Genomic DNA, 26,371 nt, shown 5'->3' with positions numbered 1-26,371 from the left:
CACGCCTCGGAGCGGGCGCTGCTCAGACCGGACGCGCGAAGCAGAGCACCGCGTCGTCGCCGACGTGGGCTCCGAAGCCGTCGATCGCCGTGAAGCCGAGCGCCTCGGCCGCTGGGGCGAGCTCCGGAGCGGCGGCCAGGCGCAGCGTGCGGATCCGCTGCACCCGCGCCCACGACTCCGCCGCCGCGACGAGCCGTCGGGCGACTTCCGTGCGCCGGTGGACGGAGGCGACCACCAGCTCCAGCACCTCGGCGAAGTCGTCCGGGCCGGGAGCGAGCACCAGGGCGCCCGCCGCCGCCCCATCGATCCGGGCGATCAGGACGCGGGCGTGCGGGGGCGGGACCGCGGCGAGGAGGCCCTCCGCTCCGGCTGCGTCCTCGAGGCGGACGACGACTCCGCTCACGAGCCCAGGTGGGCGCGGAGGAACTCGACGACCCGAGCGCGCAGAGCGTCGTCGAGCAGCGCGATCGAGTGCAGCGAGCCGGGGAGGACGAGGAGGTCGACCCTCGAGCCCGCTCCGCGCAGCGCCTCGGCGAAGCGGGTCGACTGGCTGAGAGCGACCCGCTCGTGCGCCGCGTGCGCGATGAGGAACGGCGGCTCGGAGCCGTCCACCTGCGCGAGGGGCGAGGCGGCGGTCGCGGAGGGGCAGGAGGCCAGGTCCGCGCAGTCGAGGTAGCTGCGCACGGCGGCCGCGACTCCGACCACCGGGTCGTCGTCGGCGAGGCCGGCGGCGCTGAGATCGGAGGGGCCGCTCAGGTCGACCACGGCGGCCAGGCGCGACGAGGTCGCCGGCAGCGTGCCGAGCAGAGAGGCGAGGTTGCCGCCGGCCGAGCCTCCGAAGGCCGCCACCCGCTCGGGATCGATGCCGAAGCGCGCGGTCTGCTCCGGCTCGAGCAGCCAGTCGAGGGCGGCCGTCACATCGTCGAGCTGCGCGGGGAACACGGCGGCGGGCGCGAGGCGGTAGTCGACCGAGACGGCGACGAATCCCTCCGATCCGAGCCACTGGCAGATCGGGCGCCAGTTCGCGTCGGCCTTGCCTCCACGGGCCCAGCTGCCGCCGTGCACGACGAGGACGGCGGGCCGCGGCTCCGCCGACGGGGCAGGGGAGGAGCAGACGTCGACGCTCTGCCCGGTGCTCGCGTCGTAGACGACGTCGGCCGTCACGCTCACGCCGGACCAGTCGGGTGCAGGTGCCGCTCCGAGCGCCTGCGCCACCGGCTCCGAGACGGGAGTGGTGCTCGCGCAGCCCGAGAGGAGGAGTGCGAGGGCGGCCAGGACCGCGGCGACGCGTCGCGGGGATCGGGTGGGCTCGCGCATGAGTGCGATCAGCGTACGGGGTGCCCGGCGCCCCGGATGCGGCCCCCCGCGATCAGGGGGTGCCGGGCTCGCGCTGCAGACGGACCAGGACGACCCCCGCGAGGATCAGCGCGCCGCCGCCGAACTGGATCGGCGCGGGCAGCTCGCCGAGGATCAGCCACGCGGCCGCGATCGAGAACAGCACCTCCGTCAGGCCGACGAAGGAGGCGATCCGCGTGCCGAGACGGCGTCCGCCCTCGATCCCGAGCAGATACGCCAGCACCGTCGACATGCCGAGGATCACGCCCGCGGGGAGGAGCCAGCTGACCTCCGCTCCGACGAACACCACCTCTCCGAAGGTCGCGCGCAGCGGTGTGACGCCGAGCGCCCCGAGTGCCAGCAGGATCGCGGCGCCGACCGTCATCGCCCCCGCCGTGAGCGCGATCGGCGGCAGCTCCGGATCCACTCGACCGGCGATGACGTAGTAGACGCACAGGCCGAGCGAGGCGGTCAGCGCCCAGGCGATGCCGACCAGCTCGGGGGTCGACTCGCCGGACAGGTCGAGCACGAGCACCAGGCCGCCGAGCGCGAGCGCGGAGCCGGCGAGGGTGAAGCGGCCGGGGTGCCGGCGCGTGCGCGCCCAGGCGAAGAGGACGAGGAACACCGGCGCGAGGTACTCGATCAGCAGGGCGACGCCGACCGACATGTGCTCGATCGCGCTGTAGAAGCAGAGCTGCGCGGCGATCACGGCGAAGACTCCGTAGAGGGCGATCGTGCCGAGGTTGCGGCGGAGCACGGGCCAGCGGCCGCGGAGGGACAGGATCGCCGGGATCGCGAGGATCAGGGCCGCGCCGCCCGCCCGCCAGAGGACCGCGGACGCCGGCGTCCAGCCCGCCTCGAGGAGCGGCTTCACGAACGGCCCGCCCAGACCGAACGCCGCCGACGCGGCCAGCGCCGCGACGAGGCCGGAGCCGAGGCGCCGTGCCGGCGCGGGCGCGCTCGCGGCGGGGAGGGAGACGGCAGCAGTGCTCTCGGCGGTCATGGCCGGCTCCTTCAGGAGTCAAAAGGCTTACACTCGTGACAGCGAGCTGATCGCACACTACTGAGCCGCACTGTCAGGAGTCAACATGGTGTTCGCCTATGACGTCGAGGCGTCGCTCACCTCCACCGCCACCCTCGTCAACACGCTCCCCGAGCTGTCGCCGTCCGGCGAGGACGATATGGCGACGATCGAGCAGCTGGACGACTTCCTCCTCGAGAACCGGTACACGGGCAGCCGCGACGGATCGGCCGAGGAGCTGGAGGCCGTGCGGGCGATCCGCTCCTCCCTCCGCACCCTCTGGCTCACGCGGGCCGAGGAGGACCTCGTCCCCGTCGTCAACGGGATGCTCGACTCCGGCCGCGCGCTCCCGCAGCTGGTCCGGCACGGACCCTACGGCTGGCACCTCCACGCGACGCGCGACGAGAGCCCGCTCGCCACCCGCATCCTGGTCGAGGCCGCCATGGCGTTCGTCGACGTGATCCGCGGCGACGAGCGCGAGCGGATCCGCGTCTGCGCGGCGGAGGACTGCGAGGCGGTGCTCGTGGACTTCTCCCGCAACCGCTCGAAGCGCTACTGCGACACGGGCAACTGCGGCAATCGCGCGAACGTGGCCGCGTACCGGGCTCGGCGGGCGTCGCAGTAGCGGACGGGCGGTCGTTGCGCGCGGGCGCGCGTCGATCGTGCTGCGGCTCGGGGCCGGGGGGCTGTATGCGGGGCGACTCCGCGGGGGACCGGTTGCGGAGGTGCGCGACTCCCGGGCTTCGCGGCTCCTAGGCTTCGCGGCTCCCGACCTGAGCGGCTCCTGGCCGCACGTCTCCCCGCCCTAGCCAGGCTCCGGGGCCGCGTGTAGACTCGCTCGGTCGGCTCTTGACACCGTGCGTTCTCGTGCGGATGGGTTTGTTAGTCAAGTGGGCCGAGTCTCCGACAGTCGTCGTGAGACGAATCACATGTGTGAATCGGCCCCGGTCAATGACTCGCCCGGGTTCTCCCCCTGCTGCCCCGCAGCAGTCCAGCGCACGGACGCCCCTCACGACGGGGCTCCTCCGGCGTCGCCTCCTCGCGCACGACCTGAACCCAGGAAGAACTGCCATGCCCAAGAACAAGAAGCCCGCCGGCGGACGTCCGGCCAAGAACTTCGAGCCCAACCGCTTCGGCGCCTCGAGCGGCAAGTCCCAGCTCGGCGGCCGCTCGCGCTTCCCCGGCGCCAAGCCGGGCTCGCGCAGCGAGGGCCACCGCGGCTTCCGCGCCGTCGACGAGAACGCCCCCAAGAAGGCGCGCTGGAACGCCGACGAGCGCGCCGAGCGGGCCACCGAGCGCGCCGATCGGCCCTCTCGCGGGAACGACCGCGACGAGCGGCCCTCGCGCGGCTACGACCGCGTCGCGCGTCCGGCCCGCTCGAACGACCGTGACGAGCGTCCGGCCCGCGGGTACGACCGCGACGCACGCCCGGCCCGCTCGAACGATCGCGATGAGCGTCCGGCGCGTTCCTTCGACCGCAGTGATCGTCCGGCCCGTTCCTTCGACCGCGATGCGCGTCCGGCCCGCTCGAACGACCGCGACGATCGTCCGGCGCGTTCCTACGGGCGCGATAAGCGTCCTGCGCGTTCCTTCGACCGGAGCGACCGTCCGGCCCGTTCCTTCGACCGTGACGCGCGTCCGGCCCGCTCGAACGATCGCGACGATCGTCCGGCCCGCTCCTACGGACGCGACGACCGTCCTGCGCGTTCCTTCGACCGGAGCGACCGCCCGGCCCGTTCCTTCGACCGCGATGCGCGTCCGGCCCGCTCGAACGACCGCGACGATCGTCCGGCCCGCTCCTACGGACGCGACGACCGTCCCGCCCGCACCGGCGACCGCGACGAGCGCCCCTCGCGCGGCTACGACCGCACCGAGCGTCCCGCCCGCTCGTTCGACCGCAGCGACCGTCCGGCCCGCTCCTTCGACCGGGACGCGCGTCCCTCGCGCGGCCACGACCGCGGCGACCGCCCGACCCGCTCGTTCGACCGCGACTCCCGGCCCTCGCGCCGCGACTCCGGCTCGGACTTCTACCCCAGCCGCGACGCCCGTGCGCCGCACCAGGCCGACGACGTCGTGCTCGAGCGCCTCGAGGCGACGGCCACGCTCGCCGTCGACGTCGAGGGCGTCACCTTCGGCGACCTCGGCCTGGGAGGGAACATCGTCCGGATGCTGACCGAGCTCGGAGCGGCCGCGCCGTTCCCGATCCAGGCCGCGACCATCCCCGAGGTGCTCGCCGGCAAGGACGTCCTCGGACGCGGCAAGACCGGCTCCGGCAAGACCATCGCCTTCGGCGCCCCCGTCGTCGAGCGGCTGATGGAGAACAACGGAGCGAAGGGCCGCAAGCCGGGCCGCGCTCCGCGGGCGCTCATCCTCGCGCCGACCCGCGAGCTCGCCATGCAGATCGACCGGACGATCCAGCCGATCGCCCGCTCCGTCGGCCTGTTCACGACGACCATCTACGGCGGCGTCCCCCAGTACAAGCAGGTCGGAGCCCTCCAGCGCGGAGTCGACATCGTCATCGCGACGCCGGGCCGCCTCGAGGACCTCGTCGAGCAGGGCCGCCTCGACCTCTCGAACATCACCATCACGGTGCTCGACGAGGCCGACCACATGTGCGACCTCGGCTTCCTCGAGCCCGTGCAGCGCATCCTCCGCCAGACCGCCGACGGCGGCCAGCGGCTGCTGTTCTCGGCCACGCTCGACAAGGGCGTCGCGACGCTCGTGGACGAGTTCCTGGTCGAGCCGAGCGTCCACGAGGTCGCCGGCGAGGACCAGGCGTCCTCGACCATCGACCACCGCGTGCTCCTGATCGAGCACCGCGACAAGGCCGAGATCATCGAGCAGCTCGCCGCCCGCCAGGGCAAGACGCTGATCTTCGCCCGGACCCGCGCGTTCGCGGAGCAGCTCGCGGAGCAGCTCGACCACGCGGACATCCCCGCGACGAGCCTCCACGGCGACCTCAACCAGTCGCGCCGCACCCGCAACCTCGCACTGCTCACCAGCGGACGCGTGGACGTGCTGGTCGCGACCGATGTGGCCGCGCGCGGCATCCACGTCGACGACATCGACCTGGTGATCCAGGCGGACGCTCCCGACGAGTACAAGACGTACCTCCACCGCTCCGGCCGCACCGGCCGCGCGGGCAAGACGGGCACGGTCGTGACGCTCATCACGCGCAACCGCCGCCGCCGCATGGAGGAGCTGCTCGACCGTGCCGAGATCGAGGCCGAGATGATCGAGGCCCGCCCCGGCGACCGCGTCCTGCGCGAGATCAGCGCCCCGGCCGAGTAGCCGCCGACCGCACGACGACGAGGCGCGGACCCCCTACATCGGGGTCCGCGCCTCGTGTCGTTCGTGGTGGGTGCTGTAGTGCGGAGTGACGGCGAGTGCCGGGTCATGGTGACCCTCCGACTCCGCGCTGCGCAGGGCTCCGCGCTGTACGGATTCCCGTGGGGCGGCGCTGCGTTGCGCGACTCTGTGCTGGACGACTCTGTGCTGGACGGCTCTGCAGTGCCCGGCTTCGCGGAGGGCTTCCGCACGCACGAACGCCGAAGGGCGGACACCTCGCGATGCCCGCCCTTCGGCGTGTTCACCGGCCGGAGCCGGTGAGGGGAATTAGCTGGCCGGGGGGGTCAGCACGGTGTCGATGAGGTAGACGGTCGCGTTGGCGGTCTGGACGCCACCGCAGATGACGGACGCGTCGTTGACCTTCAGGTCGTCGCCGGAACCGGTGACGGTGAGGTTGCCACCCTGGACGGTGGCGTGATCGCCGGCGATCGCGTCAGGGGCGATCTGGCCGGGGACGACGTGGTAGGTCAGGATCGAGGACAGCGTGGCGGCGCCCTCGGGGGTCTTGAGGGAGTCGACGGTCGCGGCGTCGAGCTTGGCGAACGCGTCGTCGACCGGGGCGAAGACGGTGAACTCGCCGCTGTTCAGCGTGTCGACGAGGTTGACGTCGGGGTTGAGGCCACCGGAGACCGCAGCGGTCAGGGTGGTGAGCAGCGGGTTGTTCGACGCGGCGGTCGCGACGGGGTCGAGCGACATGCCCTCGACCGAGCCGGCGCCGTCCGGGACCTGCTCGGCGTAGGCGGCACAGCCGGGACCGACGAGGTTCGCGGCCGGGTCCATGGTCGCCATGGGGGTCGAGGAGGCGGAGGCCGACGAGGTGGCCATCGGGGTCGACATCTCGGTCGCCGCGTCGCTGGCGGCGGTGGTCGAGCCGCTTCCGCTCGAGCAGGCGGTGAGGCCGAGGGCGGCGGTGCCCAGCAGGGCGAATGCGGCGAGGGCGGAACGCTTGGTGAATCGCATGGGATAACTCCTTCGTGAGACGGCCCCCACGTGATGCGGAGGACCTGTTCTGTGTGGACCGTTTCGCGGCCGTTGACATGTGTTCGGAGCCCTCCCTGCGGGGGTTTGGATTTCTTTCGGTGATCTAGGTAACGGCTTCGTAACGGCAGGGAACGGGGACGGCGGGGAGCTGCTCCGCCGCGTCGATTACCCTGGAGACGTGGCGCGCACGCGTCGACGCGACGACGAGAGGACGGGCGAGTGCAGACCCGAGGTGCACGAGTGGCTCGCGGCGTCGCCGCCGCTCTCGCCGCGACCGCCACGGCCGCCGCCTCCCACACGCTCGCGGGCGCCGAGACCCCAGCTCCTGCCGTGCTCGCCCTCGCCGCGGCGTTCGCCGTCGTCGTCTGCGTCCTCCTCTCGGGGCGCCGTCTGTCCCTTCCCCGGCTGACGCTCTCCGTGCTCCTCAGCCAGATCGCGTACCACGGCCTCTTCCTCATCACGGGCAGCGGTGGGGAGGTGAGCGTGGTCGGGACGACGGGCACCGGCGCGCACTTCCACGACGGGTCGACCATCGAGCTGATCGCCGGCGGAGGCGGACACGCGGCTCACGCTCCGGTGATGCTCGTCGCCCACCTTGCTGCGGCTGCCTTCACGATCGCGGCGTTCCGGTACGGCGAGCGCCTCTTCTGGACGCTGGGAGAAAGCCTCCAGCGCGTCGTCGTGGGGATCGTCGCCCGCGCGTCCGCGGTCGCGCTCCCGTCGGCCCCCGGCGTCTCGATGACGGGCACCCCCGAGCCGCGGGCGCCTCGATCCCTCGACGCGGTCCTCTCGATCCTCCGGCACCGCGGGCCGCCGCTGCAGGTCCTCCGCGCCGCCTGACGCCCCTCCCGTGCGGGAGCGGCTCCGGTCGGCGCCCCGCACGCACCGCGGACCCGCGCTGCGTCCAGAACTCCCGGCCCCGCGCCGGATCTCCCCCGAGGACACGACCGTCATGACCCGTTCTTCTTCTTCTTCTTCCTTCTTGCGGCTCCGCCTTGTCGGCAGCGGCGCACTCGTCGCCGTCGGATCGATCGCGCTCGCTGTCGCCGCGCCCACGGCGGCCAGCGCCCACGTGACTGCGGCGGCGAGCAGCACCGCCGCCGGCTCGTACACGGTGGTGACGTTCTCGCTGGCCCACGGCTGCGAGGGCTCGCCGACGACGGGACTCACGATCACGATGCCCGACGGCATCAACTCGGTCAGCCCGACGATCAACCCGAACTGGGACGTCGTGAAGAACGAGGTCGCGATCGCCGACCCGGTCACCGACTCCCACGGGAACACCGCGACCAAGCGGGTCTCGGACGTGGTCTACACGGCGAAGACGCCCCTCGCCGACGGCTACCGCGACACCGTCGCCCTCCAGCTTCAGCTCCCCGAGGACGCGGCGGGCTCCACGCTGGAGTTCCCCGTGCTGCAGACGTGCGAGACCGGCAGCACCGCCTGGGACCAGCCGACCGTCGACGGCCAGGACGAGCCCGAGCTGCCCGCTCCCACCGTCGCGGTGACCGCGGCGGAAGCGGGTTCCGGCCACGGGGGCGGACACGACGACGACGGCGACGGTGACGACGCGGTCGCGACCACCGCCTCGGCGACGACGGCCACGAGCGGCGACGACGTGCTCGCCCGCATCCTCGGAGTCGGCGGGCTCGTCGTCGGCGCGGTCGGCGTGGCCGTCGGGCTCGCCTCCCGCCGTCGCGGACCCCAGGCGTCGGCGTGACCCGTCGGAAGGCCCTCGTCGCCGCGACCGCGATCGGGCTGCTCGGCTCGATCGCGGTGGCGGCGCCCGCCAGCGCGCACAACTACCTCGTCTCGACGACTCCCGCTGCGGACTCGACGGTGACGGAGCAGCCGGAAACGCTGGTGCTGACGACGAACGACGACCTGCTCGTCCTCGGGACGGACGGAACGGCGGCGGCTCTGCGCGTCGTCGGGCCGGACGGGCTCTACTACGGCGACGGCTGCGTCAGCGTCGTCGGGCCGGAAGCGTCGATGCCGCTCGAGCTCGGCGCAGCGGGGGAGTACGAGGTGACCTGGCAGGTCGTGTCCACCGACGGGCACCCCGTGTCGGGCCAGTACGCGTTCGACTGGGCGCCGGCCGACGGGACCGCGCTCGCCGAGGGGTCGGGCTCGGTCCCGGACTGCAACGGCACCGTCGCGGTCTCAGGAGGACAGGCCGAGTCCGCCGACGAGGCGCAGGCGACGTCCGGATCGGACCCGGCACTCCTCGGGGACGTCCTGTGGATCGGCGGCGCTCTCGCCGCGGTCGCCGCCGCCATCGGAGTGACGCTCCTCGTGCTGCGACGGCGACCCCGCGACTGAGGCTCGTGAGCCTCCTGGGGTGGCGGTCGGTCAGTTCAGGAGGCTCGCGAGGGGCCCTTCACCGAGACCGGTGAGGACGGCCGCCGCGTCCTCGTAGACGGCGACGGCTCCGGCCTCGCGGAGTTCGTGCTCCGAGGTTCCGCCGGAGAGGACCCCGACTGTTGCCAGGCCCGCGCGCTCGGCGGCCAGGACGTCCCAGGTCGCGTCGCCGACCATGATGGCGCGGTCGACGGAGACGCCCGCGCGGTCGAGCGCGATCGAGATCAGGTCGGGTGCTGGCTTGGCGGTGGAGACGTCGGCGCCGCTGGTGACAGCGTGGACGGAGCCGCCGAAGTCGAGGATGTCGAGAAGCACGTCCAGCTCGTTCTGCGGTGCCGAGGTGGCGAGGACGACGTGGACGCCTCGACCGACGAGCGTCGCGATGAGCTCGCGAGCTCCCGGGAGTGGAACGATGCGTGCTGTCGTCTCGGCGTAGTTCTTGGTGTGCAGCGACTTCACCAGTGCGCGCTGCTCCTCCTTCACGTCGTCCTCGAGGAGCATGTCGAGCAGCTCCGACGAGTCTGCGCCGATCGCTCGTTGGATGCGCCAGGCGGGCACGACGAGGTCGGCCTGCCAGAAGGCGCGCGACCACGCCTCGACGTGGAGGACGTTCGTGTCGGCGAGGGTCCCGTCGATGTCGAAGAGCACCGCCGAGGTCCCCGTCGTCGCGTCTTTCCTGTCCTTCGTTCCTGCCATGTCGCTGCCCCTCTTGTCGCTTCCACGCCGATCGGCCCGTGCGTCCACGCTACGCGGGCGCGCCGAAGCGGGCCCGCCCCTTGACCTGCCTGTCTCGACCACCCGACCTGCCCGTGTCACGGCCCGCGGTCTCCGCTCGGACCGTGTCCGCCCTCCGCCCTGTCCCCCGGCTCCCAGGGCCGGGTGACATGCTGCCGTCCCGTCGGGCTCGTCCAGTGCAGCGTGCCGTCCGGCTCCTGCCGGTGGGTCCACCCCGTGGTGTGGCGGAGCCGGTGGTGGTGTCGGCAGAGGTGCGCGAGGTTGTCGGCCGACGTGGTGCCTCCGTGCTGCCAGTCGTTCGTGTGGTCGACGTCCGCGTGGCGGGTGCTACGGGTGCATCCCGGGAACCGGCAGGTCCCGTCGCGGTGCTGGAGGTGGCGACGCAGGTCCGCCGGCACTCGGTAGGAGTCGCGTCCGACGGAGAGGACCGCTCCGCTCTCCGGATGGGTGAGCAGCCGCATGAACGAGGGAGCACCTGCTGTGAGACGCCGCGCGGTCTCCGGATCGACGGGTCCGTATCCGTCGAGGACGGCGGGCTGGTCGGACCGCCCGAGGAGGGTCAGTGCAGGCACGGTCACCGCGACTTCGGCGCGCACTCCCGCCGGCATCGACGTGCCGTCTCCCTCGGCCGATGTCTCCCCGTCGACCAGCAGCGCAGCGGCGATGTCCGCGCGGAGCTGGCCCAGCGTCCGCTCCTCGTCCGGCAGATCCGCGAGGGAGCGGGCGGCCCGGTCGATCCTGTCCATCGCGCCGAGCACATCGGGAGCTGCGGTGTAGAGGTGCAGGATCGCCATCCCGTCGTCGAGGCCCTCCACCCAGAGCGCGCGACGACGGGCGCAGTCCCGATGACGTTCGCTGAGCGTCTGCGGGTGCAGCCGTTCCCGGAGCGACCGGAGGGCGCGTCGCAGCTGGGGCGGCGTGCAGGCGACCGCGATCGTCGCGGCCTCCTCGTCGAAGCGCCCACGGACCTCGGCGGGGACGTCGAGCGCTCCTCGCACCACGAGTCGCGCGTGCTCGGAGGAGAGCGCTCCGTCCGCGAGTGCGCGCAACGTCGCCGGGAGGTCGTTCACCAGCAGGCGTGCCTCGTCGACCAGTGCAGAGGCGTGCGCCTCCGAGACCCGGAGTCCCGTCGCGAGCTCCGCGATCAGCGCCCGGTGCGCCGCCTCCGCCCGATCCACCTGCACCTGGACGTGCTCGCCGATGAGCGCCGCCGGTGCCGCCATCGCGAGGCGGCGTGCCTCCTCGACTGCCCGGTACCGGGATGCCTCGACGGCGGACCGCTCAGCGTGCCGTGAGCCGGCGAGCGCGAGCGCCTCCGTGAGCGCGTCGTCTACTGTCGCCGATTCCTTCATGCCCTGATCTCACCGGACGACGTCTCGCCGTGGGCCTCGGGAGCGCCGTTCCATCGGACAGCATCGCGAAGAGCCGCCTGTGGAGGAGCGTTCCCGCCCCCCTCACACCTTCCGCGGCACCGTGAACACGGTCTCCACTCCGGCCGAGTACAGCACCGAGTCCGGCGCGCGCGTCGCCAGCCCGGGGAAGCCCGCGGCGTCGAGCAGCCCGTCGTCGAGCGCGAGCAGCTCCGCGCGTCGCAGCGGCCACGGCCGGTGCAGGTTGCGGCCGTACCAGGTGGAGCCCAGGTGGCGCTCGTGGTAGGCCCAGCGTGCGGTGAGGAACGAGCCGAGCGGGTCCTCGTCGACCGGCTCGCCCGGGCGGACGACGATCCGGGAGCGGGCGGCCGAGTCCGAGTGCCGGATCGTGTCGTAGATCACCGCGCCGTGGCGGTGCTCGATGCTCATCCGGGCCCAGCGGTAGGGGAGCCCGAACACCGCCTGCGCGGTGAGCACGGGAAGGAGGTGGGAGGCGTCGAGCGAGACGAACACGACTCCGCGTCGTCCCTGCTCGTCGACGGAGTAGAGCCGGACGTTCACCTCGGGGAAGGTGCCGAGCCAGGGCACCCGCGGGCCGCCGAGGAAGGCCGTCCGCGAGAGCCGGAACGGGATCAGGCCCACCCAGGAGGAACCGTCGTGCTCGTCGGGCCTCGTCCCGGCCGGGAGGTGGGGCGCCACCAGGGCGGGGTCGACCCGCCAGTGCAGGAACGTCGCCTCGGTCCAGCGCTGCTTCAGGATGCGCGGTCCGCCGAGCGCGGGCGCGGAACGGGTGACGGGTTCGACGGAGCTCACGGGCCCATCGTGCTCCGGTGTGCTGCGAGCTCGCCCGTGCAGGCGCGCTCAACGGCGTGCGACGAGTGCCTTCAGTGTCTCCAGCACCAGGGCCACCGGTGCGGAGGAGGCGGCGGAGTTGCGCACGACGGCCTCGAGGGAGCGGACGGGCCGGGGACGGACGACGGGCACGGCGCGGACGCCGTCCGGCAGGCGGTGGGCCGCGAGCTCCGGCAGGACCGTCACGCCCATGCCCGCGGCGACGAACGCGGCGGCGGTGATGTGATCGTTGGCCTGGACGTGGAAGGGCGGCGCGAACCCGGCGGCGGCGCAGGCCTCCACGACGTTCCGGCGGCACCAGCCGGTGGGCAGGTCGTTGTCGACCCAGCGCTCGTTCGCGAGCTCGGCGAGGTCGATCTCGCTCCGGGAGGCGAGCGGATGACCGTCGGGCAGGACGACGAGGTAGGGGTCGTCGAGGAGGTGGTGCGCCGTGAATCCGGGGGCGGTCGGCTCGGAGGAGGCGACGAGGAGCTGCACGTCGGGGCGCGCTCCGAGGTCGTCGTCGAGCTCCTCTCCCAGGCGCAGATCGAGGGCGAGGCCGGGGAACGCGGCGGTCAGCCGGCGGGCGACCTCCGGCATCCAGGCGCTGCCGACGGAGGCGAAGTACGTCACCGAGAGGCGGCCGGAGCGGCCGTCGCGCAGCTCGTCCACCACGGCCTCCGCTTCGGCGAGGCGCTCGAGGACGCGGTCCGCCTGGGCGGCGAGGGCGCGTCCGGCGGGGGTCGGGCGGACGCCGCGGCCCACCCGCTCCAGCAGGGTCAGTCCGGTCTCGCGCTGCAGAGCGGAGAGGTGCTGGCTGACGGCGGACGGCGTGTAGCCGAGGCCGGAGGCGGCTCCCGCGATCGAGCCGGAGGCGACGACGGAGCGGAGGATGCGGAGCCGGTGCACGTCGAGCATGGGACGACCGTACAGTCCGGCTGAACGATCCGACAGTGAACGGAACTGGTGCTGAATCCCCGGCAGCGCCACGATGGCCTCATGACCGACGTCTCCTCCTCCGCCCCGCCCTCCACGAGGGACGCCCTCCTGCTGTGGGGCGCGATCGCGGTCACCGTCCTGCTCTGGGCGTCGGCCTTCGTCGGCATCCGCGCCACGACGGAGGACTTCGGCCCGGGCGCGCTGACCCTCGGCCGCATCGTGGTGGGGTCGCTCGCGCTCACGGTGGTGCGCGTCGTCCTCACCGCCCGGAGGCGCCGCTCGGAGGCGGCTCCGGATCCGCGCACGGCGGTCCCGCGCGGGCGCCTCCTCCTGCTCGTGCTGGGCTGGGGGGTCGCCTGGTTCGGGGTCTACAACCTGGCGTTGAACGCTGCGGAGCGGCATGTCGACGCGGGGACGGCGGCGCTGCTGGTGAACATCGCGCCGATGATCACCGCCGTGCTCGCCGGGCTGCTGCTGGGGGAGGGATTCCCCCGCCGTCTCCTCGCCGGGATGCTCGTGGCGCTGACCGGCGTCGCGGTGATCGCGTTCTCCACCTCCACCGGGCAGTTCGACGTGATCGGCGTCGCCCTCGGCCTGGTGGCCGCCGTCGTCTACGGCAGCGCGGCGACCCTCCAGAAGCGCCTGCTGGGCCGGATCGACGCGCCGACGATGACCTGGCTCGGCTGCCTCGCCGGCACGGTCGCGTGCCTGCCCTTCGCACCGGAGCTCGTCGAGGCGCTCGCCGCCGCTCCGCTCTCCTCGATCCTGGCCGTGGTCTACCTCGGGATCTTCCCGACGGCCGTCGCCTTCACGACGTGGGGGTACGTCCTCGCGCGCTCCAGCGCGGGTCGCACCGCGGCGTCCACCTACGCGGTGCCCGCGGTGGTCGTGCTGCTGTCCTGGCTCGTCCTGGGCGAGACCCCGCCGCTCGCCGCGCTGCTCGGAGGCGCGCTCGCCCTGGCCGGAGTCGCGGTGGCGACGCTGCGGAGGCGCCCGAAGGCGGTCTGACCGGCGGCGGACGCTCCTCCACAGCCGCCCGATCGCGTCGAGTCCTCGGACGAGGCGGCTCGCGGGGATCCCGCGGGAGGGCCCGGGATATGCTGGGCGGACGTTCATCCCAGTCGGCGCCGAGCGCCAGGAACGGTGAGGATCCCGATGACCGAGGCCCTGCAGCCGCCCGTCCAGAACGCCCTCTCGCTCACGCCTCCGGAGCCGGTGGCAGCGGTGCCGACCACCTCGGCGCCGTCGATCGCGCCGAAGGTGCCGGAAGCCGCACTGCCCGGCCTCGAGGCGAAGGTCGACGGCTACCTCGACACGCTCCTGGCGACGGAGTCCCGCAGTCCCGAGTTCGCGACGCGGGCCAACGACATCCGCACGATGGGCGACGCGGACATCCGCTCGGCCGCCGATTCGTCGAACCGGCTGCTGAGCACGCCGGTGCGCGCCCTCCAGGAGGGCGGGCTCTCCGAGGGGTCGACCATCGGCAAGACGCTGCTCGAGCTGCGCCGCACGGTGGAGGATCTGGACCCGTCCGAGGACAACCTGCAGAAGAAGATCCTGGGCTTCATCCCGTTCGGCAACAAGATCACCGACTACTTCCGCCGCTACGAGAGCGCCCAGTCGCACCTGAACGCGATCATCCAGGCCCTGTACGACGGGCAGGACGAGCTGCGGAAGGACAACGCGGCCCTGAATCTCGAGAAGCAGAACCTCTGGGAGACGATGACCCGTCTCAACGAGTACATCTACGTCGCCGAGCGGCTCGACGTGAAGCTCTCGGCGAAGATCGCCGAGCTCGACGCGACCGATCCGGAGCGGGCGAAGGCGCTGCGCGAGGACGTCCTCTTCTACGCGCGCCAGAAGCACCAGGACCTGCTGACCCAGCTGGCCGTGTCGATCCAGGGCTACCTCGCGATCGACGTCGTCATCAAGAACAACGTCGAGCTGATCAAGGGCGTCGACCGGGCGACGACCACGACCGTCTCGGCGCTGCGGACGGCGGTCATCGTGGCGCAGGCGCTCGCCAACCAGCGCCTCGTGCTCGATCAGATCACGGCGCTGAACACCACGACGTCCAACATGATCGAGGCCACCTCGCGCATGCTCGCCGACCAGTCGGCCTCGATCCAGTCGCAGGCAGCCTCGGCCACGGTCGGACTGCCGCAGCTGCAGGCCGCGTTCGCGAACATCTACCAGACGATGGACTCGATCTCGGACTTCAAGATCAAGGCGCTCGACAGCATGGCCCAGACCGTCGGAGTCCTGCAGACCGAGACGGCGAAGGCCGGCGAGTACGTCGAGCGGGCCCGCCGCAGCAACTCGGACATCGACGCGACGTCCTCGCTCGATCTCGGCCGCTAGCCGATGGGCTGGTTCTCCCGACTGTTCACGGGTGCCCCCGCGGCGCCGGAGGAGACCGCGCCCGCTCTGCCGAGCGTCCCGACGAGCGAGGACATCCTCGCGGCGCTCGACCGGGTCGGCACGCGGACGGAGGGCCGGGTGCCCGGCATCGTCGCGGCGCGTATCCAGCGGATCGACGAGACGGTCCGCGAGATGGTGCCCCGTCTCGACCGCCTCGGCGGGATGAGCCGGCAGGGCCACACCGTCGTCGCGACCGCGACCAGCTACCTCCCCGAGGCGGTGGAGGGCTACCTCCGCCTGCCGAGGGACTTCGCCGACCGCCGCGCCGTGCACAGGGGGAAGACCTCGCTGATGATCCTCTGCGACCAGCTCGACCTCCTCGGAGGCACGCTCGACCGCATCTCGGACGCCGTCTCGCGGCAGGACGCCTCGGCGCTGATCGCGCACGGGCAGTTCCTGGCCGAGAAGTTCACGGAGTCCTCGCTCTCCCCGAGCGGTCTCGACGCGCCTCCGCAGCCGGGAGCGCCGTCCGGATCCGGCTCGCTGACCCCGCCGAGCGCCTCGTGACCGCGCTCGCCCCGGCGCTGGACGCCCTCGTGCTCGCGGGGACGGCCGCCGGCCTCGACGCCGCGGCCGTCCGCGACGAGGGTGCGCGGCTGGCCGCCGCCGTCGCCGAGTCGATCCGCGGCGCCGGGCAGGACTGGCTCGCCGCGACCGGCGCGACGGGCGGTCTGGAGGCGTTCTTCACCGCCGCCTCGAGCGGCCGGCGCTGGCGGTCGGGGCCGACCGATCAGCTGGCCGCCCTGGTCGGCGCGGGCTCGCACCACGCCTCGGCCTACGCCCGCGCCCTGACCGAGGTCGTCTCGGCGGCCAGCGCTCTCGGCGACCCGGGCATCGGCGGCATCGCCTCCGCCTCCGCGACCGCCGCGGCCCAGCTCTCCGCCGTCCCGGGCGCCCGGGGCGCCGCTCCGACGACGAGCGGAGGAGTACCGCACACGACCGGCCGGACGCCGGACGGTGCCGCGAGCGCCGACCTGCCGACCGGTCTGCCCGCCGGCGTGCCCGGGGTCGACGAGATCCTCGAGCGCCTCCGCCGGACCGAGCACGACGGTCCGCAGGACGAGCCGGCGCCCGCCGCCGCTCCCGCCGCGGAGCCCGCCTCCGAGCCGGAGCCGCTCGACCCGCCGGAGTCCATGGACGACCTGCTCGCCGAGCTCGACGCGCTGATCGGCCTCGACCGGGTGAAGAGCGAGATCAAGCGGCAGACGCAGCTGCTCCGGATCGACACCCTGCGCCAGGCCGCCGGACTCAGCACGCCCACGCTCACCCGCCACCTCGTCTTCACGGGGAACCCCGGCACGGGCAAGACGACGGTGGCGCGGCTGGTCTCGCGGATCTACCGCTCGCTCGGCATCCTCTCGAAGGGCGTGCTCGTCGAGGTCGACCGATCGGAGCTGGTGGCCGGCTACCTCGGGCAGACCGCGACGAAGACCGCGGAGGTGATCGCCTCCGCGCGCGGCGGCGTCCTCTTCATCGACGAGGCCTACGCGCTCGCGCTCGACCAGTACGGCGCGGAGGCGGTCACCACCCTCGTGAAGGACATGGAGGACCACCGCGGCGACCTCGTCGTGATCGTCGCCGGCTACTCCGGGCCGATGCAGGGCTTCCTCGACACGAACCCGGGACTCGCCAGCCGCTTCTCGACCACGATCGACTTCGCCGACTACTCCGACGACGAGCTCTCGGCGATCTTCGGCCGCCTCGCCGCCTCCGCGGACTTCGAGCCGACGGAGGAGGCGCTCGCCGCGTTCGCGGGCCTCGCCTCGGCGCAGCAGCGCACGGAGGCGTTCGGCAACGGGCGCTGGGTCCGCAACGTCCTCGACGCGGCGATCGCCCGGCACGCCTGGCGCCTCCGCGACGTGGAGGAGCCGACGCTCGACGAGCTGCGCATCCTGCTCCCCGAGGACGTGGTGGAGAGCCCCGAAGCCTCGAGCAGCCCGGACGGAGCCGGCGACGACGACGAGGGCGCGGTCGACGGCTCTGAGGAGGCCTTCGGGCAGGCGGACGCCGCCCCGAGCGGCACGGCCGTCCCCGTCACCGACGACCCCGAGGAGGAGAGCCGTTGAGCACCGCACCCGCCGCGCCGCCCGCGCAGAGGATCCCCGAGCCGCCCCTCGTCCAGGTCGCCAACCGGCCGGCGCAGCGGAAGCCGTCGCTGCTGGCCCGCGCGACCGCGACCACTCCGGCCACCCTGCGCCTCCTGCTCGCCCTGACGGCGCTGGCGGCCGTGCTGTTCGGCGTGTTCGCGCAGCAGGCAGGAGCGATGCAGGCGCGCGCCGCGACCACGGCCCGGGAGCAGTCGGCGCAGCTGCTCGGCGTGCAGAACGTCCGCACGCTGCTGGTGGACGCCAACGCGATCGCGGCCAACACCTTCCTCGTCGGCGGACTGGAGCCGACCGAGCTGCGGGCGTCGTACGTCTCGAGCCTCACCGGCGCCGCCTCCGCGATCGCCGGGCTCTCGGCAGCCGACTCGGCGGACACCCGGGCCCTCGCCCGGGTCGCCAGCAGCATCACGACCTACAGCGGGCTGATCGAGCAGGCGCGAGCCAACAACCGGCAGGGCTTCCCCGTCGCCTCGGCGTACCTCGACCAGGCGTCGACGGCCCTCTCGGGAGACGGCGGCATCCTCGAGGACCTCGACGGGCTCGTCGACTCCGGCGCCGACCGGGTCGCGGCCGCCTACGACGCCGTCCGCTGGAGCGTCCTGCTCATGATCGGCTCGCTCGTGATGCTGGTCCTCCTCCTGGCGGCGCAGCTCTGGCTCGCCCGCCGCACGCACCGCTACCTCAACCGCCCGCTCGCCACGGGGACCGCCCTCCTGCTGGTCGTCGGCGTCGGCGGGGCGCTCGCCTACGGATCGGTCGCGGCGGACGCGGGGACGGCGCGGGTCGAGTCCTACCGCGAGGCGCTCACCGTGTCGAACGCGCTCATCGCCGCGAGCGACGCCAAGTCGCTCGAGAGCTTCACGCTGATCAAGCGCGGCTCCGGCGCCGCCCTCGAGGAGCGCTACACCCAGGCCGTCGACTCCGCCCGGGAGAAGCTCTCGGGCGACCTGCAGGACGAGCTGGCGAGGACGCGGCTCGTCGACGAGTTCGGGCAGTGGCAGTTGTTCCACGAGGAGATCCGCGCCGCGGACGACGCCGGGAACTGGGACCAGGCCGTCCGCGTCGCCACGATCACCGGGAACGGCACGCCGAACGACCTCTTCACCACCTTCTCCGACGACGCCCGCGACGTGGTGCAGGAGAAGGCCCTGGCCGCCGCCACCACGCTCGACAGAGGTGCGGAGTTCGCGACCCTCGTCTCGTGGATCCTGCTGGCGGCCGGTCTCGCCGGAGCCGTGTTCGCCTGGCGCGGCATAGCCCAGCGACTGGAGGAGTACCGATGAACCGCCTGCGCGCCGCCGCCCTCGCCCTGGCCACCGCCGCGGCACTCGCCCTCACCGGCTGCACGACGGGGGCGGACGACCTCGGCACGCCCCTCGCCGCGGCGACCCCGACTCCGACGGCGAGCGCGACCGCTCCCGCCGCTCCGGCCGCGGCGGACTGCTCGCCCTCGGCGGTCACCTCCTACGCGCCGACCGGCGTGACCGACAGCACCAGGCTCGCGGAGATCCGCGGGCGCGGGACCCTGCGCGTCGGCGTCTCGGCCGACACCCTCCTGATGAGCGCCCGCAACCCGATCACGGGGGCGATCGAGGGCTTCGACGTCGACATCGCCCGCGAGGTCGCCCGGGCGATCCTCGGCAGCGACTCCATCGACTACGTCGTGATCACCTCCGCTCAGCGCCTCCCCGCGCTCACCGGCGGCGACGGCGCCCCGCAGGTCGACATGGTGGCCCGCACCCTCACGATGACCTGCGACCGCTGGAGCTCGATCGCCTTCTCGTCCGAGTACTACGACGCCGGCCTCAAGGTGCTCGTCTCCGACGACCCCGACGGAGTCCCGATCACGGGCATCGGCGACCTCGACGGCGAGAGGGTCTGCGCGCCCAGCGGCACCACGACGCTCAGCCGCCTGCAGAACGACTACCCGGAGGTCGAGGCCGTCGAGGCCGCCACGCACTCGCAGTGCCTCGCCCTCTTCCAGGCAGGAGAGGTCGACGCCATCGCGGGCGACGACACGATCCTCGCGGGCTTCGTGGCGCAGGACCCTTACGCGAAGGTCGTCGGCGACGCCCTGAGCTCGGAGCCCTACGGCCTCGGCCTGCCCGCCGACGACCCCGACTTCGTGCGCTTCGTCAACGCCTCGCTCGAGAGCATCCGCAGCGACGGCCGCTGGCAGAGCATCTACGATCGCTGGCTCGGGGTCCTCGGCGAGGCCTCGCCGCCGGCCCCGGTGTACGGCCGATGAGCACCGGTCTCGCGGAGGGAACGCCCGTCGCTCCGGGCCGGCTGGGGGAGGCCGCGCCGCAGCGCGAGCTCTTCGAGTACCTCGCCGCTCTCACCCGCTGGCTGCAGCGGACCACGCGCGAGCTCTCGCGGCTCGACGCCGCCGCGCTGGCGTCGCCGCAGGCCGAGAACTACACGGCCGACGTGGTGCTCGCCCAGTCGCTCCGCGAGTCCGTCACCCGGCGCCTGGCCGAGCTCGAGGCGGTCTGGGACTCCGGCCGCGTCGACGTCGTGGCGCGCGAGCGGATGTCGCAGCTGATCTGGGGCCGTCTCGACGCCTCCGGGAGCGGCGCGGTCTCGCTGGTGGAGGCGGTGCGCCTCTGCGACGCGGTCGTCGGCCAGCTGCGCTCCCGGCTCGAGCTCGACCCCAGCGGCACCGACGTCGCCGGACGGATCGTGGGGGTGCGCGCCGAGATCGAGCGCTGCCGCGACCTCACCCGTGACGGCGGCGGCACGGTCGACCGCGAGCGGGCGGAGCGGGTCGCCGTGCTGCGCTCCCGCCTCGACGCGCTCGCCGAGCGGGCGGGTCGGGGAGCCGACGTGTCGGGGCCGCTCGGCCAGCTCGAGAGCGACTCCGCCCGGCTCGAGCGCGACCTGATCATCGCCGCGTCCGAGCGGCGCGGACTCGAGCGCGACCGCCGTCGGGCGCGCGAGCTGGCGGAGGCGGCCGAGCGCCGCGAGGCGCCGCTGCGCGAGCTCGTGGCCCGCTGCCGCCGCGAGATCGCCGACCCGCCACGGCTGGCCGTGCCCGACGTCTCCCGGCTGGGCGATCCTCCGTCCGACCGCGAGGCGCTCGACGCGCACCTCGCCCGCCTGACCGCCGTCGGCCGCGCGTTCGACGCGGTCGAGGCCGCCTACACCTCGCCGCTGCGCGAACGGGCCGCCCTCGGCTTCCGCCTCCGGGCGCTGCGGGAGCGTGCCGAGGGCAACGGCCGCGCTGCCACCGCCGTCGGCGTCGCGGCCGAGGAGGAGGTGCGCGCCGCTCTCGACGCGGTGCCCTGCTCCGTCCCGCTCGCCCGCCACCTGGTCGAGCAGTACGACGTCGTCACCCGCGACCTCCCGCACCCCGACCCCGCGCATCACCGGAAGGCCACCCCATGAACGGCGCCCCTTGCACCGCGACTCCCGGCTGCACCGGGACGATCGAGGACGGCTACTGCAACGTCTGCGGCCTCCCGCCCGAGGAGGGTGCCGCCGCCTCCACGCCGACCGCGCGTCGCGCCGCTCCGGCCTCCCCGCCGGCCACCGCCTCCGCCGCCTTCGGCACCGGCTTCGTCGAGGGCACCCCCGGCGCCACGGCACCCGGGCCCGCGGAGGAGTCGGCCACCGCGCGCAGCACGCGCACCTCCTCCGCCCGCCTCGCCACCGCCGCCCTCGGCTCCGCCCGCACGGCGCAGACCGGCTCGAAGGTCACCCGCCGCGTCGGCACCACCTCGACCCGACTGCGCGGCCCGAGGCTCGGCGCCGGGCTCACCACCGTCCCGTCCCGCCCGGCCGCCGACCCGATGGCCGCTCTGATGACCGAGGCGGTCCTCCCCGAGCGCAAGCGCTTCTGCTCGCACTGCGGCACCGCCGTCGGCCGCGGGCGCGACGGTCGGCCCGGCCGCACGGAGGGGTTCTGCCCCAACTGCCGCACGCCGTTCTCGTTCACACCGCAGCTGGTGAAGGGCGACGTGGTCGGCGGCCAGTACGAGGTCGTCGGCTGCCTGGCCTACGGCGGCCTCGGCTGGATCTACCTCGCGCGCGACCGGAACGTCTCGGGGCGCTGGGTGGTGCTCAAGGGCCTGCTCAACTCCGGCGACCCCGATGCGTACGCGGCGGCCGTCACCGAGCGCCGATTCCTGGCCGAGGTCGAGCACCCGCTGATCGTCGAGATCTACAACTTCGTCCTGCACGACGGCGCCGGCTACATCGTGATGGAGTACGTCGGCGGGCCGAGCCTCAAGCAGATCCTGAAGGAGCGGCTGGACGCCAACGGCGGCGCCGCAGATCCGCTGCCGGTGGACCAGGCGCTCGCCTTCGTGCTCGAGGTCATGCCCGCCTTCGCCTACCTGCACGACCACGGCCTGCTCTACTGCGACTTCAAGCCGGACAACATGATCCAGGTGGGCGACCAGGTCAAGCTGATCGACCTCGGCGGAGTGCGCCGGATCGACGACGAGGACTCCGCCATCTACGGCACCGTCGGCTACCAGGCCCCGGAGGTCGCCGACCTCGGTCCCTCGGTCGCCTCCGACGTCTACACGATCGGCCGAACGCTGGCCTCGCTGGTGCTCGACTTCCGCGGCAACCAGACGACCTTCGTCGCCTCGCTGCCGCCCGTGTCGGAGACGCCGCTGTTCCAGCGCTACGACTCCTTCTACCGCCTGATCGCGAAGGCATGCGCTCCCGACCCGCAGGACCGCTTCGCCACGGTGGACGAGATGCGCGGCCAGCTGCTCGGAGTGCTGCGCGAGGTCGTCGCGACCGATCGCGGTCCCGGACACCCCGCGCTGCACTCGACGGAGTCGGCCCTGTTCGAGGCGCCCGTGGCCGACGTGGTCGACCGCGTCCCGCCGTGGGACGCGCTGCCGGCGCTCCGCCGCGACGAGTCCGATCCCGCCCGGTCGTGGCTCGCGGGCGTGAACGTCGCCGACCCGATCGTGCGCCTGCGCGCTCTCGCGCTCGCGCCCACCGTGACGGTCGAGGTGAGGCTCGCCCGCGCCCGGGCGGCGATCGAGGCGCAGCGCTGGGAGGAGGCGGCCCGCGCGACGGGCGAGATCCTCACGGAGGACCCGTGGGAGTGGCGGGCGGTCTGGATGAGCGGTCTCGCGCAGCTCGCGCGCGGCGACGACATCGGGGCCCGCGCCTCCTTCAACACCGTCTACGGGCAGGTCCCCGGCGAGCTCGCCCCGAAGCTCGCGCTCGCCGCGGCGTGCGAGGCGAGCGGTGAGCCCGAGGTCGCCGAGTCCCTCTACGTGATCTGCGCCCGCGCCGACGCGAACTACACGGCACCCGCCGCCTTCGGTCTCGCCCGGGTGCGGCAGCTGCGCTCCGACCTCGACGGGGCGCTCGACGCGCTCGACATCGTCGCGCCCACGCGCTCCTCCTACTCCGACGCGCGCCGCCGCCGGGCGGAGCTGCTGGCGGAGTCGGGCCGCGGGCTGCCCGCGCTCTCGGCCGCCCTCGCGAGCGTCGACTCCGTGTCGATCGACCAGCGGACCCGCCTCGAGCTCACGACCCAGGTCCTCGCCTCCGCCCTCGAGCTGGTGCGGCGCGACGGCCCGGCCGAGGGAGCGACCCTCGGCGGAGTCGAGGCGAACGAGGCCGCCATCCGCGACGGCCTCGAGGCCTCCTACCGCGCGCTCGCCGCCTCCACTCGCGAGCGCGACGAGCGCATGCGCCTCGTCGACCGGGCCAACGAGGTCCGACGCTGGACGCTGACATGAGCGGCGCGCTGTCGACTCCCTGCCCGAACTGCGGCGAGCCGGTCACGACCGGCGACGCGTTCTGCGAGGCCTGCGGGACGCCGCTGATCGTCGCGGCCACCCCCTCCGCTCCGCCCGTCGCCGTCGGAGGATCCGCCGCCTGCGTCTACTGCGGGGGAGCGGTCGCCGAGGACGGCTACTGCGAGCAGTGCGGACGCCCCGCTCCGACCGAGCGCGAGCACTGGGCCGAAGCGCCGCACCCGCTGGTCGGCGGCGTCTGCGACCGCGGGCTCCGGCACCCGGCCAACGAGGACGCGATGGCGCTCGGGGCGACCACCGGCGCCGACGGCTCTCTGAGGACGGCGCTGCTGGTGGTCTGCGACGGGGTCTCCTCGACCCCCGACTCCGACAAGGCGTCGCTCGCCGCGGCCCGTGCGGCACTCAGCGCGCTGCAGGCCGAGGTCGGCGGGGAGAGCGCGGGAGCGGACCGCTGGCGCGCGCTGCTGCAGATGGCCACCGCGCGCGCCTCCGGAGCGATCGACGCGGCCGTGCCCGAGAAGCGGTCGAATCCGCCCTCGTGCACCTTCACCGCGGCGGTGCTGGACGGCGCGCTGCTCGTCACGGGCAACGTGGGCGACAGCCGCAGCTACTGGATGCCGGACGCGGGCGAGCCGCGGCAGCTCACGGTCGACGATTCGTGGGCGCAGGAGCAGATCGCCTCGGGAGTGCCGCGGGAGCAGGCCGAGACGGCGCCCGACGCTCACGCCATCACCCGCTGGCTCGGCGCCGACGCGCACGACGAGGAGCCGCGGGTCGCCTCCGAGGAGCTGACCGAGCCGGGCTGGGTGCTGGTCTGCTCCGACGGGCTGTGGAACTACGCGTCCGCCGCCGAGGACCTCGCGCGCGTGCTGCGCGAGGCGCAGGAGAGGGTGGGCGCGGATCCGGTCACGCTCGCGGAGGCGCTGGTCGCCTGGGCGAACGAGCGCGGCGGGCACGACAACATCACGGCCGCGCTGGCGCGGTTCGACCCGGCGGGTGCGGCGGAGAGTGCGGCTGAAGCGTCCGCTGCCGAGGTGAACGGTGAGGAGACCGGTACAGCCGAGCAGGATGCCGCCGACTCCGGGGCCGATCCCGACGGTGCGGAGCCGGACGCTGCCGACACCGGCGCCGCCGACCTCGGCGCTGCAAATCCCAGCGCTGCGGGCCCGAGCGCGGCCGACACCGGTGCTGCGGACCCGAGCGCGGCCGACCCCGCCGCCTCGAGCCCCGACCCGGCCACCCCTTCGCCCGACGCCGACGCCGACGCCGACGCCCCCCGTCCCGCCGACTGAGCGCGCCGATCCGTCCAGACCACCCCTCCACCGCTGGACGGATCGGCACCCCCGCGGCCGTGGTCACGCCCCTACAGTCGTCGCCATGAGCATCGTCGAGCCCGCCACCGCCCTGTCCGTCGTCGGCCACTGGATCGACGGGGCTCCCTCGGCCTCCTCGTCCGGCCGCACCGCTCCCGTCTACGACCCGGCGCTGGGAGTCGCGACCAAGGAGGTCGCGCTCGCCGACTCCGCCGAGGTGGACGCCGCCGTCGCCTCCGCGAAGGCCGCCTTCCCCGCCTGGCGCGACACGTCGCTCGCGAAGCGGCAGCAGATCGTCTTCCGCTTCCGCGAGCTCCTCGAGGCGAAGAAGCAGGAGCTCGCCGAGCTGATCACGTCGGAGCACGGCAAGGTCGTCTCGGACGCGCTGGGCGAGATCACCCGCGGGCAGGAGGTCGTGGAGTTCGCGACGGGGCTCGCGCACCACCTCAAGGGCGAGTACTCGGAGCAGGTCTCCACCGGCGTCGACGTCTACTCGACCAAGCAGCCGCTGGGCGTGGTCGGGATCATCTCTCCCTTCAACTTCCCCGCGATGGTGCCGATGTGGTTCTTCCCCATCGCCATCGCCGCCGGCAACACCGTCGTGGTGAAGCCCTCCGAGAAGGACCCGTCCCCGGCGATCTGGCTCGGCGCCCTCTGGAAGGAGGCCGGCCTCCCCGACGGCGTCTACACGGTGCTCAACGGCGACAAGCAGGCCGTCGACGGGCTGCTCGAGCACCCCGACGTCCGCTCGATCTCGTTCGTCGGCTCGACCCCGATCGCGCAGTACGTCTACGAGACGGGCACCCGCCACGGCAAGCGCGTCCAGGCCCTCGGTGGGGCGAAGAACCACATGCTGGTGCTCCCCGACGCGGACCTCGATCTCGTCGCCGACTCCGCCATCAACGCCGGTTTCGGCTCGGCGGGCGAGCGGTGCATGGCGATCTCGGTCGTCGTCGCGGTGGAGCCCGTCGCCGACGAGCTCATCACCAGGATCCAGGAGCGGGCCGCGACCCTGCGCATCGGCGACGGACGCCGCGGCTGCGACATGGGCCCGCTGATCACCGAGGCGCACCGCGACAAGGTCGCCTCCTACATCGCGATCGCGGAGGAGGACGGCGCGGAGGTCGTCATCGACGGCCGCGGCATCGAGGTGGACGGCGACGCGAACGGGTTCTGGCTCGGCCCGACCCTGCTCGACAAGGTCCCCACCACCTCCCGCGCCTACACGGAGGAGATCTTCGGACCGGTGCTCTCCATCGTCCGCGTCGCCTCCTACGAGGAGGGCGTCGCACTCATCAACAACGGCGCGTTCGGCAACGGCACGGCCATCTTCACCAACGACGGAGGAGCGGCCCGTCGCTTCCAGAACGAGGTCGAGGTCGGCATGATCGGCATCAACGTCCCCATCCCCGTCCCCGTCGCCACGTTCTCCTTCGGCGGCTGGAAGGCGTCCCTCTTCGGCGACACCAAGGCCCACGGAGCAGAAGGCGTCCGCTTCTTCACCCAGCAGAAGGCCATCACCAGCCGCTGGCTCGACCCCTCCCACGGCGGCATCAACCTCGGGTTCCCGCAGCATTCATAGGCTCTCTCCTCCTGGCGTCGTCGATCGCCCGCAGTCGGCTCGGGAGGGTGGTCGGGTCTTGCAGAGCGTCGTGCGTTCCGCGCACGTCGATCCGCTGGGACGCGGATCGCCGGTTGCGCTTCGCGGTGCTCGTGAGGCTTTCTCCTCCTGGCGTCGTCGATCGCTCGCAGTCGCGGTACGCGACCCGCTCTTCCCAGCGCGACCACCCTTCCCGGCCGACCGCGGCCGATCGACGACGAAGGAGGAGAGAAACTCTTGAGCACTGCGCAACCGGCGATCCGCGTGGGAGCGGATCGT

At 73.4% G+C, this 26,371-nt stretch carries 23 protein-coding genes; 15 read left to right on the top strand and 8 right to left on the bottom strand.

The genetic code is table 11. The features are described from left to right. Positions 1-22 precede the first annotated feature (22 nt). The 3 genes from C5D66_RS10835 to C5D66_RS10825 are packed head-to-tail and all read right to left on the bottom strand — an operon-like array spanning position 23 to position 2,338. Complete coding sequence (locus C5D66_RS10835) at positions 23-403, bottom strand: GNAT family N-acetyltransferase (protein ID WP_104326903.1); 381 nt, start codon at positions 401-403, stop codon at positions 23-25. After that, on the bottom strand, positions 400-1,317 hold the full coding sequence (locus C5D66_RS10830) for an alpha/beta hydrolase (RefSeq protein WP_104326902.1): 918 nt from the start codon (positions 1,315-1,317) through the stop codon (positions 400-402). Before C5D66_RS10830 ends, C5D66_RS10835 begins: the two co-directional genes overlap by 4 nt. 52 nt (positions 1,318-1,369) lie before the next feature. Beyond that, positions 1,370-2,338 carry a DMT family transporter gene (locus C5D66_RS10825; protein ID WP_104326901.1) on the bottom strand — a complete coding sequence of 323 codons (969 nt, stop codon included), beginning with the start codon at positions 2,336-2,338 and terminating at the stop codon, positions 1,370-1,372. Positions 2,339-2,423: 85 nt separating this feature from the next. Between C5D66_RS10825 and C5D66_RS10820 the strand changes: the two genes are divergently transcribed. Both C5D66_RS10820 and C5D66_RS10815 read left to right on the top strand, forming a co-directional pair. Beyond that, positions 2,424-2,981 carry a CGNR zinc finger domain-containing protein gene (locus C5D66_RS10820; protein ID WP_104255313.1) on the top strand — a complete coding sequence of 186 codons (558 nt, stop codon included), beginning with the start codon at positions 2,424-2,426 and terminating at the stop codon, positions 2,979-2,981. A 446-nt stretch (positions 2,982-3,427) separates the two neighbouring features. Then, positions 3,428-5,647: a DEAD/DEAH box helicase gene (locus tag C5D66_RS10815; protein ID WP_104255312.1), complete on the top strand. Its 2,220-nt coding sequence runs from the start codon at positions 3,428-3,430 to the stop codon at positions 5,645-5,647. Positions 5,648-5,971: 324 nt separating this feature from the next. Here C5D66_RS10815 and C5D66_RS10805 read toward each other — a convergent pair whose 3' ends face one another. Continuing rightward, a complete protein-coding gene (locus C5D66_RS10805) occupies positions 5,972-6,664 on the bottom strand; it encodes a fasciclin domain-containing protein (RefSeq protein WP_104255310.1) in 693 nt (230 codons plus the stop codon). Positions 6,665-6,925: 261 nt separating this feature from the next. On the opposite strand from C5D66_RS10805, the gene C5D66_RS10800 reads away from it, so the two are divergent. The 3 genes from C5D66_RS10800 to C5D66_RS10790 all read left to right on the top strand — a co-directional run bounded on the left by C5D66_RS10800 (position 6,926) and on the right by C5D66_RS10790 (position 9,007). Beyond that, on the top strand, positions 6,926-7,525 hold the full coding sequence (locus tag C5D66_RS10800) for a hypothetical protein (protein WP_104255309.1): 600 nt from the start codon (positions 6,926-6,928) through the stop codon (positions 7,523-7,525). 112 nt (positions 7,526-7,637) lie between these two features. Then, positions 7,638-8,405, top strand: a complete 768-nt coding sequence (locus C5D66_RS10795) for a YcnI family protein (RefSeq protein WP_104255308.1) — start codon at positions 7,638-7,640, stop codon at positions 8,403-8,405. Beyond that, complete coding sequence (locus C5D66_RS10790; protein ID WP_104255307.1) at positions 8,402-9,007, top strand: copper resistance CopC family protein; 606 nt, start codon at positions 8,402-8,404, stop codon at positions 9,005-9,007. The genes C5D66_RS10795 and C5D66_RS10790 overlap by 4 nt, the downstream gene beginning before the upstream one ends. Positions 9,008-9,037: 30 nt before the next feature. Here C5D66_RS10790 and C5D66_RS10785 read toward each other — a convergent pair whose 3' ends face one another. The 4 genes from C5D66_RS10785 to C5D66_RS10770 form a co-directional block, all read right to left on the bottom strand. Beyond that, positions 9,038-9,742 carry an HAD family hydrolase gene (locus C5D66_RS10785; protein ID WP_104255306.1) on the bottom strand — a complete coding sequence of 235 codons (705 nt, stop codon included), beginning with the start codon at positions 9,740-9,742 and terminating at the stop codon, positions 9,038-9,040. Positions 9,743-9,858: 116 nt separating this feature from the next. Next, positions 9,859-11,133, bottom strand: a complete 1,275-nt coding sequence (locus C5D66_RS10780; protein WP_104255305.1) for an HNH endonuclease signature motif containing protein — start codon at positions 11,131-11,133, stop codon at positions 9,859-9,861. Between the two features lie 102 nt (positions 11,134-11,235). Next, positions 11,236-11,964 carry a YqjF family protein gene (locus tag C5D66_RS10775; protein WP_104246884.1) on the bottom strand — a complete coding sequence of 243 codons (729 nt, stop codon included), beginning with the start codon at positions 11,962-11,964 and terminating at the stop codon, positions 11,236-11,238. A gap of 48 nt (positions 11,965-12,012) precedes the next feature. After that, positions 12,013-12,900 (bottom strand): LysR family transcriptional regulator, encoded by an 888-nt coding sequence (locus C5D66_RS10770; RefSeq protein WP_104255304.1) that lies wholly within the window; start codon positions 12,898-12,900, stop codon positions 12,013-12,015. Between the two features lie 81 nt (positions 12,901-12,981). Here C5D66_RS10770 and C5D66_RS10765 point away from each other — a divergent pair, with 81 nt between their 5' ends. The 10 genes from C5D66_RS10765 (at position 12,982) to C5D66_RS10720 (ending at position 26,074) form a co-directional block, all read left to right on the top strand. Then, the gene (locus tag C5D66_RS10765) at positions 12,982-13,929 is read left to right on the top strand and encodes a DMT family transporter (RefSeq protein ID WP_104249861.1); all 948 of its coding nucleotides are present in this window, start codon (positions 12,982-12,984) and stop codon (positions 13,927-13,929) included. A gap of 147 nt (positions 13,930-14,076) precedes the next feature. Beyond that, the gene (locus tag C5D66_RS10760) at positions 14,077-15,282 is read left to right on the top strand and encodes a toxic anion resistance protein (protein ID WP_104223833.1); all 1,206 of its coding nucleotides are present in this window, start codon (positions 14,077-14,079) and stop codon (positions 15,280-15,282) included. 3 nt (positions 15,283-15,285) lie between these two features. After that, positions 15,286-15,849 (top strand): hypothetical protein, encoded by a 564-nt coding sequence (locus tag C5D66_RS10755; RefSeq protein WP_104223834.1) that lies wholly within the window; start codon positions 15,286-15,288, stop codon positions 15,847-15,849. Continuing rightward, the gene (locus C5D66_RS10750) at positions 15,846-17,408 is read left to right on the top strand and encodes an AAA family ATPase (protein ID WP_104255303.1); all 1,563 of its coding nucleotides are present in this window, start codon (positions 15,846-15,848) and stop codon (positions 17,406-17,408) included. Before C5D66_RS10755 ends, C5D66_RS10750 begins: the two co-directional genes overlap by 4 nt. Beyond that, positions 17,405-18,730 carry a hypothetical protein gene (locus C5D66_RS10745; protein WP_104255302.1) on the top strand — a complete coding sequence of 442 codons (1,326 nt, stop codon included), beginning with the start codon at positions 17,405-17,407 and terminating at the stop codon, positions 18,728-18,730. The genes C5D66_RS10750 and C5D66_RS10745 overlap by 4 nt, the downstream gene beginning before the upstream one ends. After that, positions 18,727-19,695 carry a glutamate ABC transporter substrate-binding protein gene (locus tag C5D66_RS10740; protein ID WP_104255301.1) on the top strand — a complete coding sequence of 323 codons (969 nt, stop codon included), beginning with the start codon at positions 18,727-18,729 and terminating at the stop codon, positions 19,693-19,695. Before C5D66_RS10745 ends, C5D66_RS10740 begins: the two co-directional genes overlap by 4 nt. Continuing rightward, positions 19,692-20,834 carry a hypothetical protein gene (locus C5D66_RS10735; protein ID WP_104255300.1) on the top strand — a complete coding sequence of 381 codons (1,143 nt, stop codon included), beginning with the start codon at positions 19,692-19,694 and terminating at the stop codon, positions 20,832-20,834. The genes C5D66_RS10740 and C5D66_RS10735 overlap by 4 nt, the downstream gene beginning before the upstream one ends. Next, positions 20,831-23,161, top strand: coding sequence for a serine/threonine-protein kinase (locus tag C5D66_RS10730; protein ID WP_104255299.1), 2,331 nt, complete (start codon positions 20,831-20,833; stop codon positions 23,159-23,161). Before C5D66_RS10735 ends, C5D66_RS10730 begins: the two co-directional genes overlap by 4 nt. Continuing rightward, positions 23,158-24,471 (top strand): PP2C family serine/threonine-protein phosphatase, encoded by a 1,314-nt coding sequence (locus C5D66_RS10725; protein WP_219814263.1) that lies wholly within the window; start codon positions 23,158-23,160, stop codon positions 24,469-24,471. The genes C5D66_RS10730 and C5D66_RS10725 overlap by 4 nt, the downstream gene beginning before the upstream one ends. Positions 24,472-24,556: 85 nt before the next feature. Then, a complete protein-coding gene (locus C5D66_RS10720) occupies positions 24,557-26,074 on the top strand; it encodes a CoA-acylating methylmalonate-semialdehyde dehydrogenase (protein ID WP_104255298.1) in 1,518 nt (505 codons plus the stop codon). Positions 26,075-26,371 lie beyond the last annotated feature (297 nt).

This window comes from Rathayibacter sp. AY1B4 (assembly GCF_002932815.1).
GTDB lineage: Bacteria > Actinomycetota > Actinomycetes > Actinomycetales > Microbacteriaceae > Rathayibacter.
The sequence above is the reverse complement of the archived record's forward strand: the minus strand, read 5'-3'. Positions and strand labels throughout refer to the sequence as shown.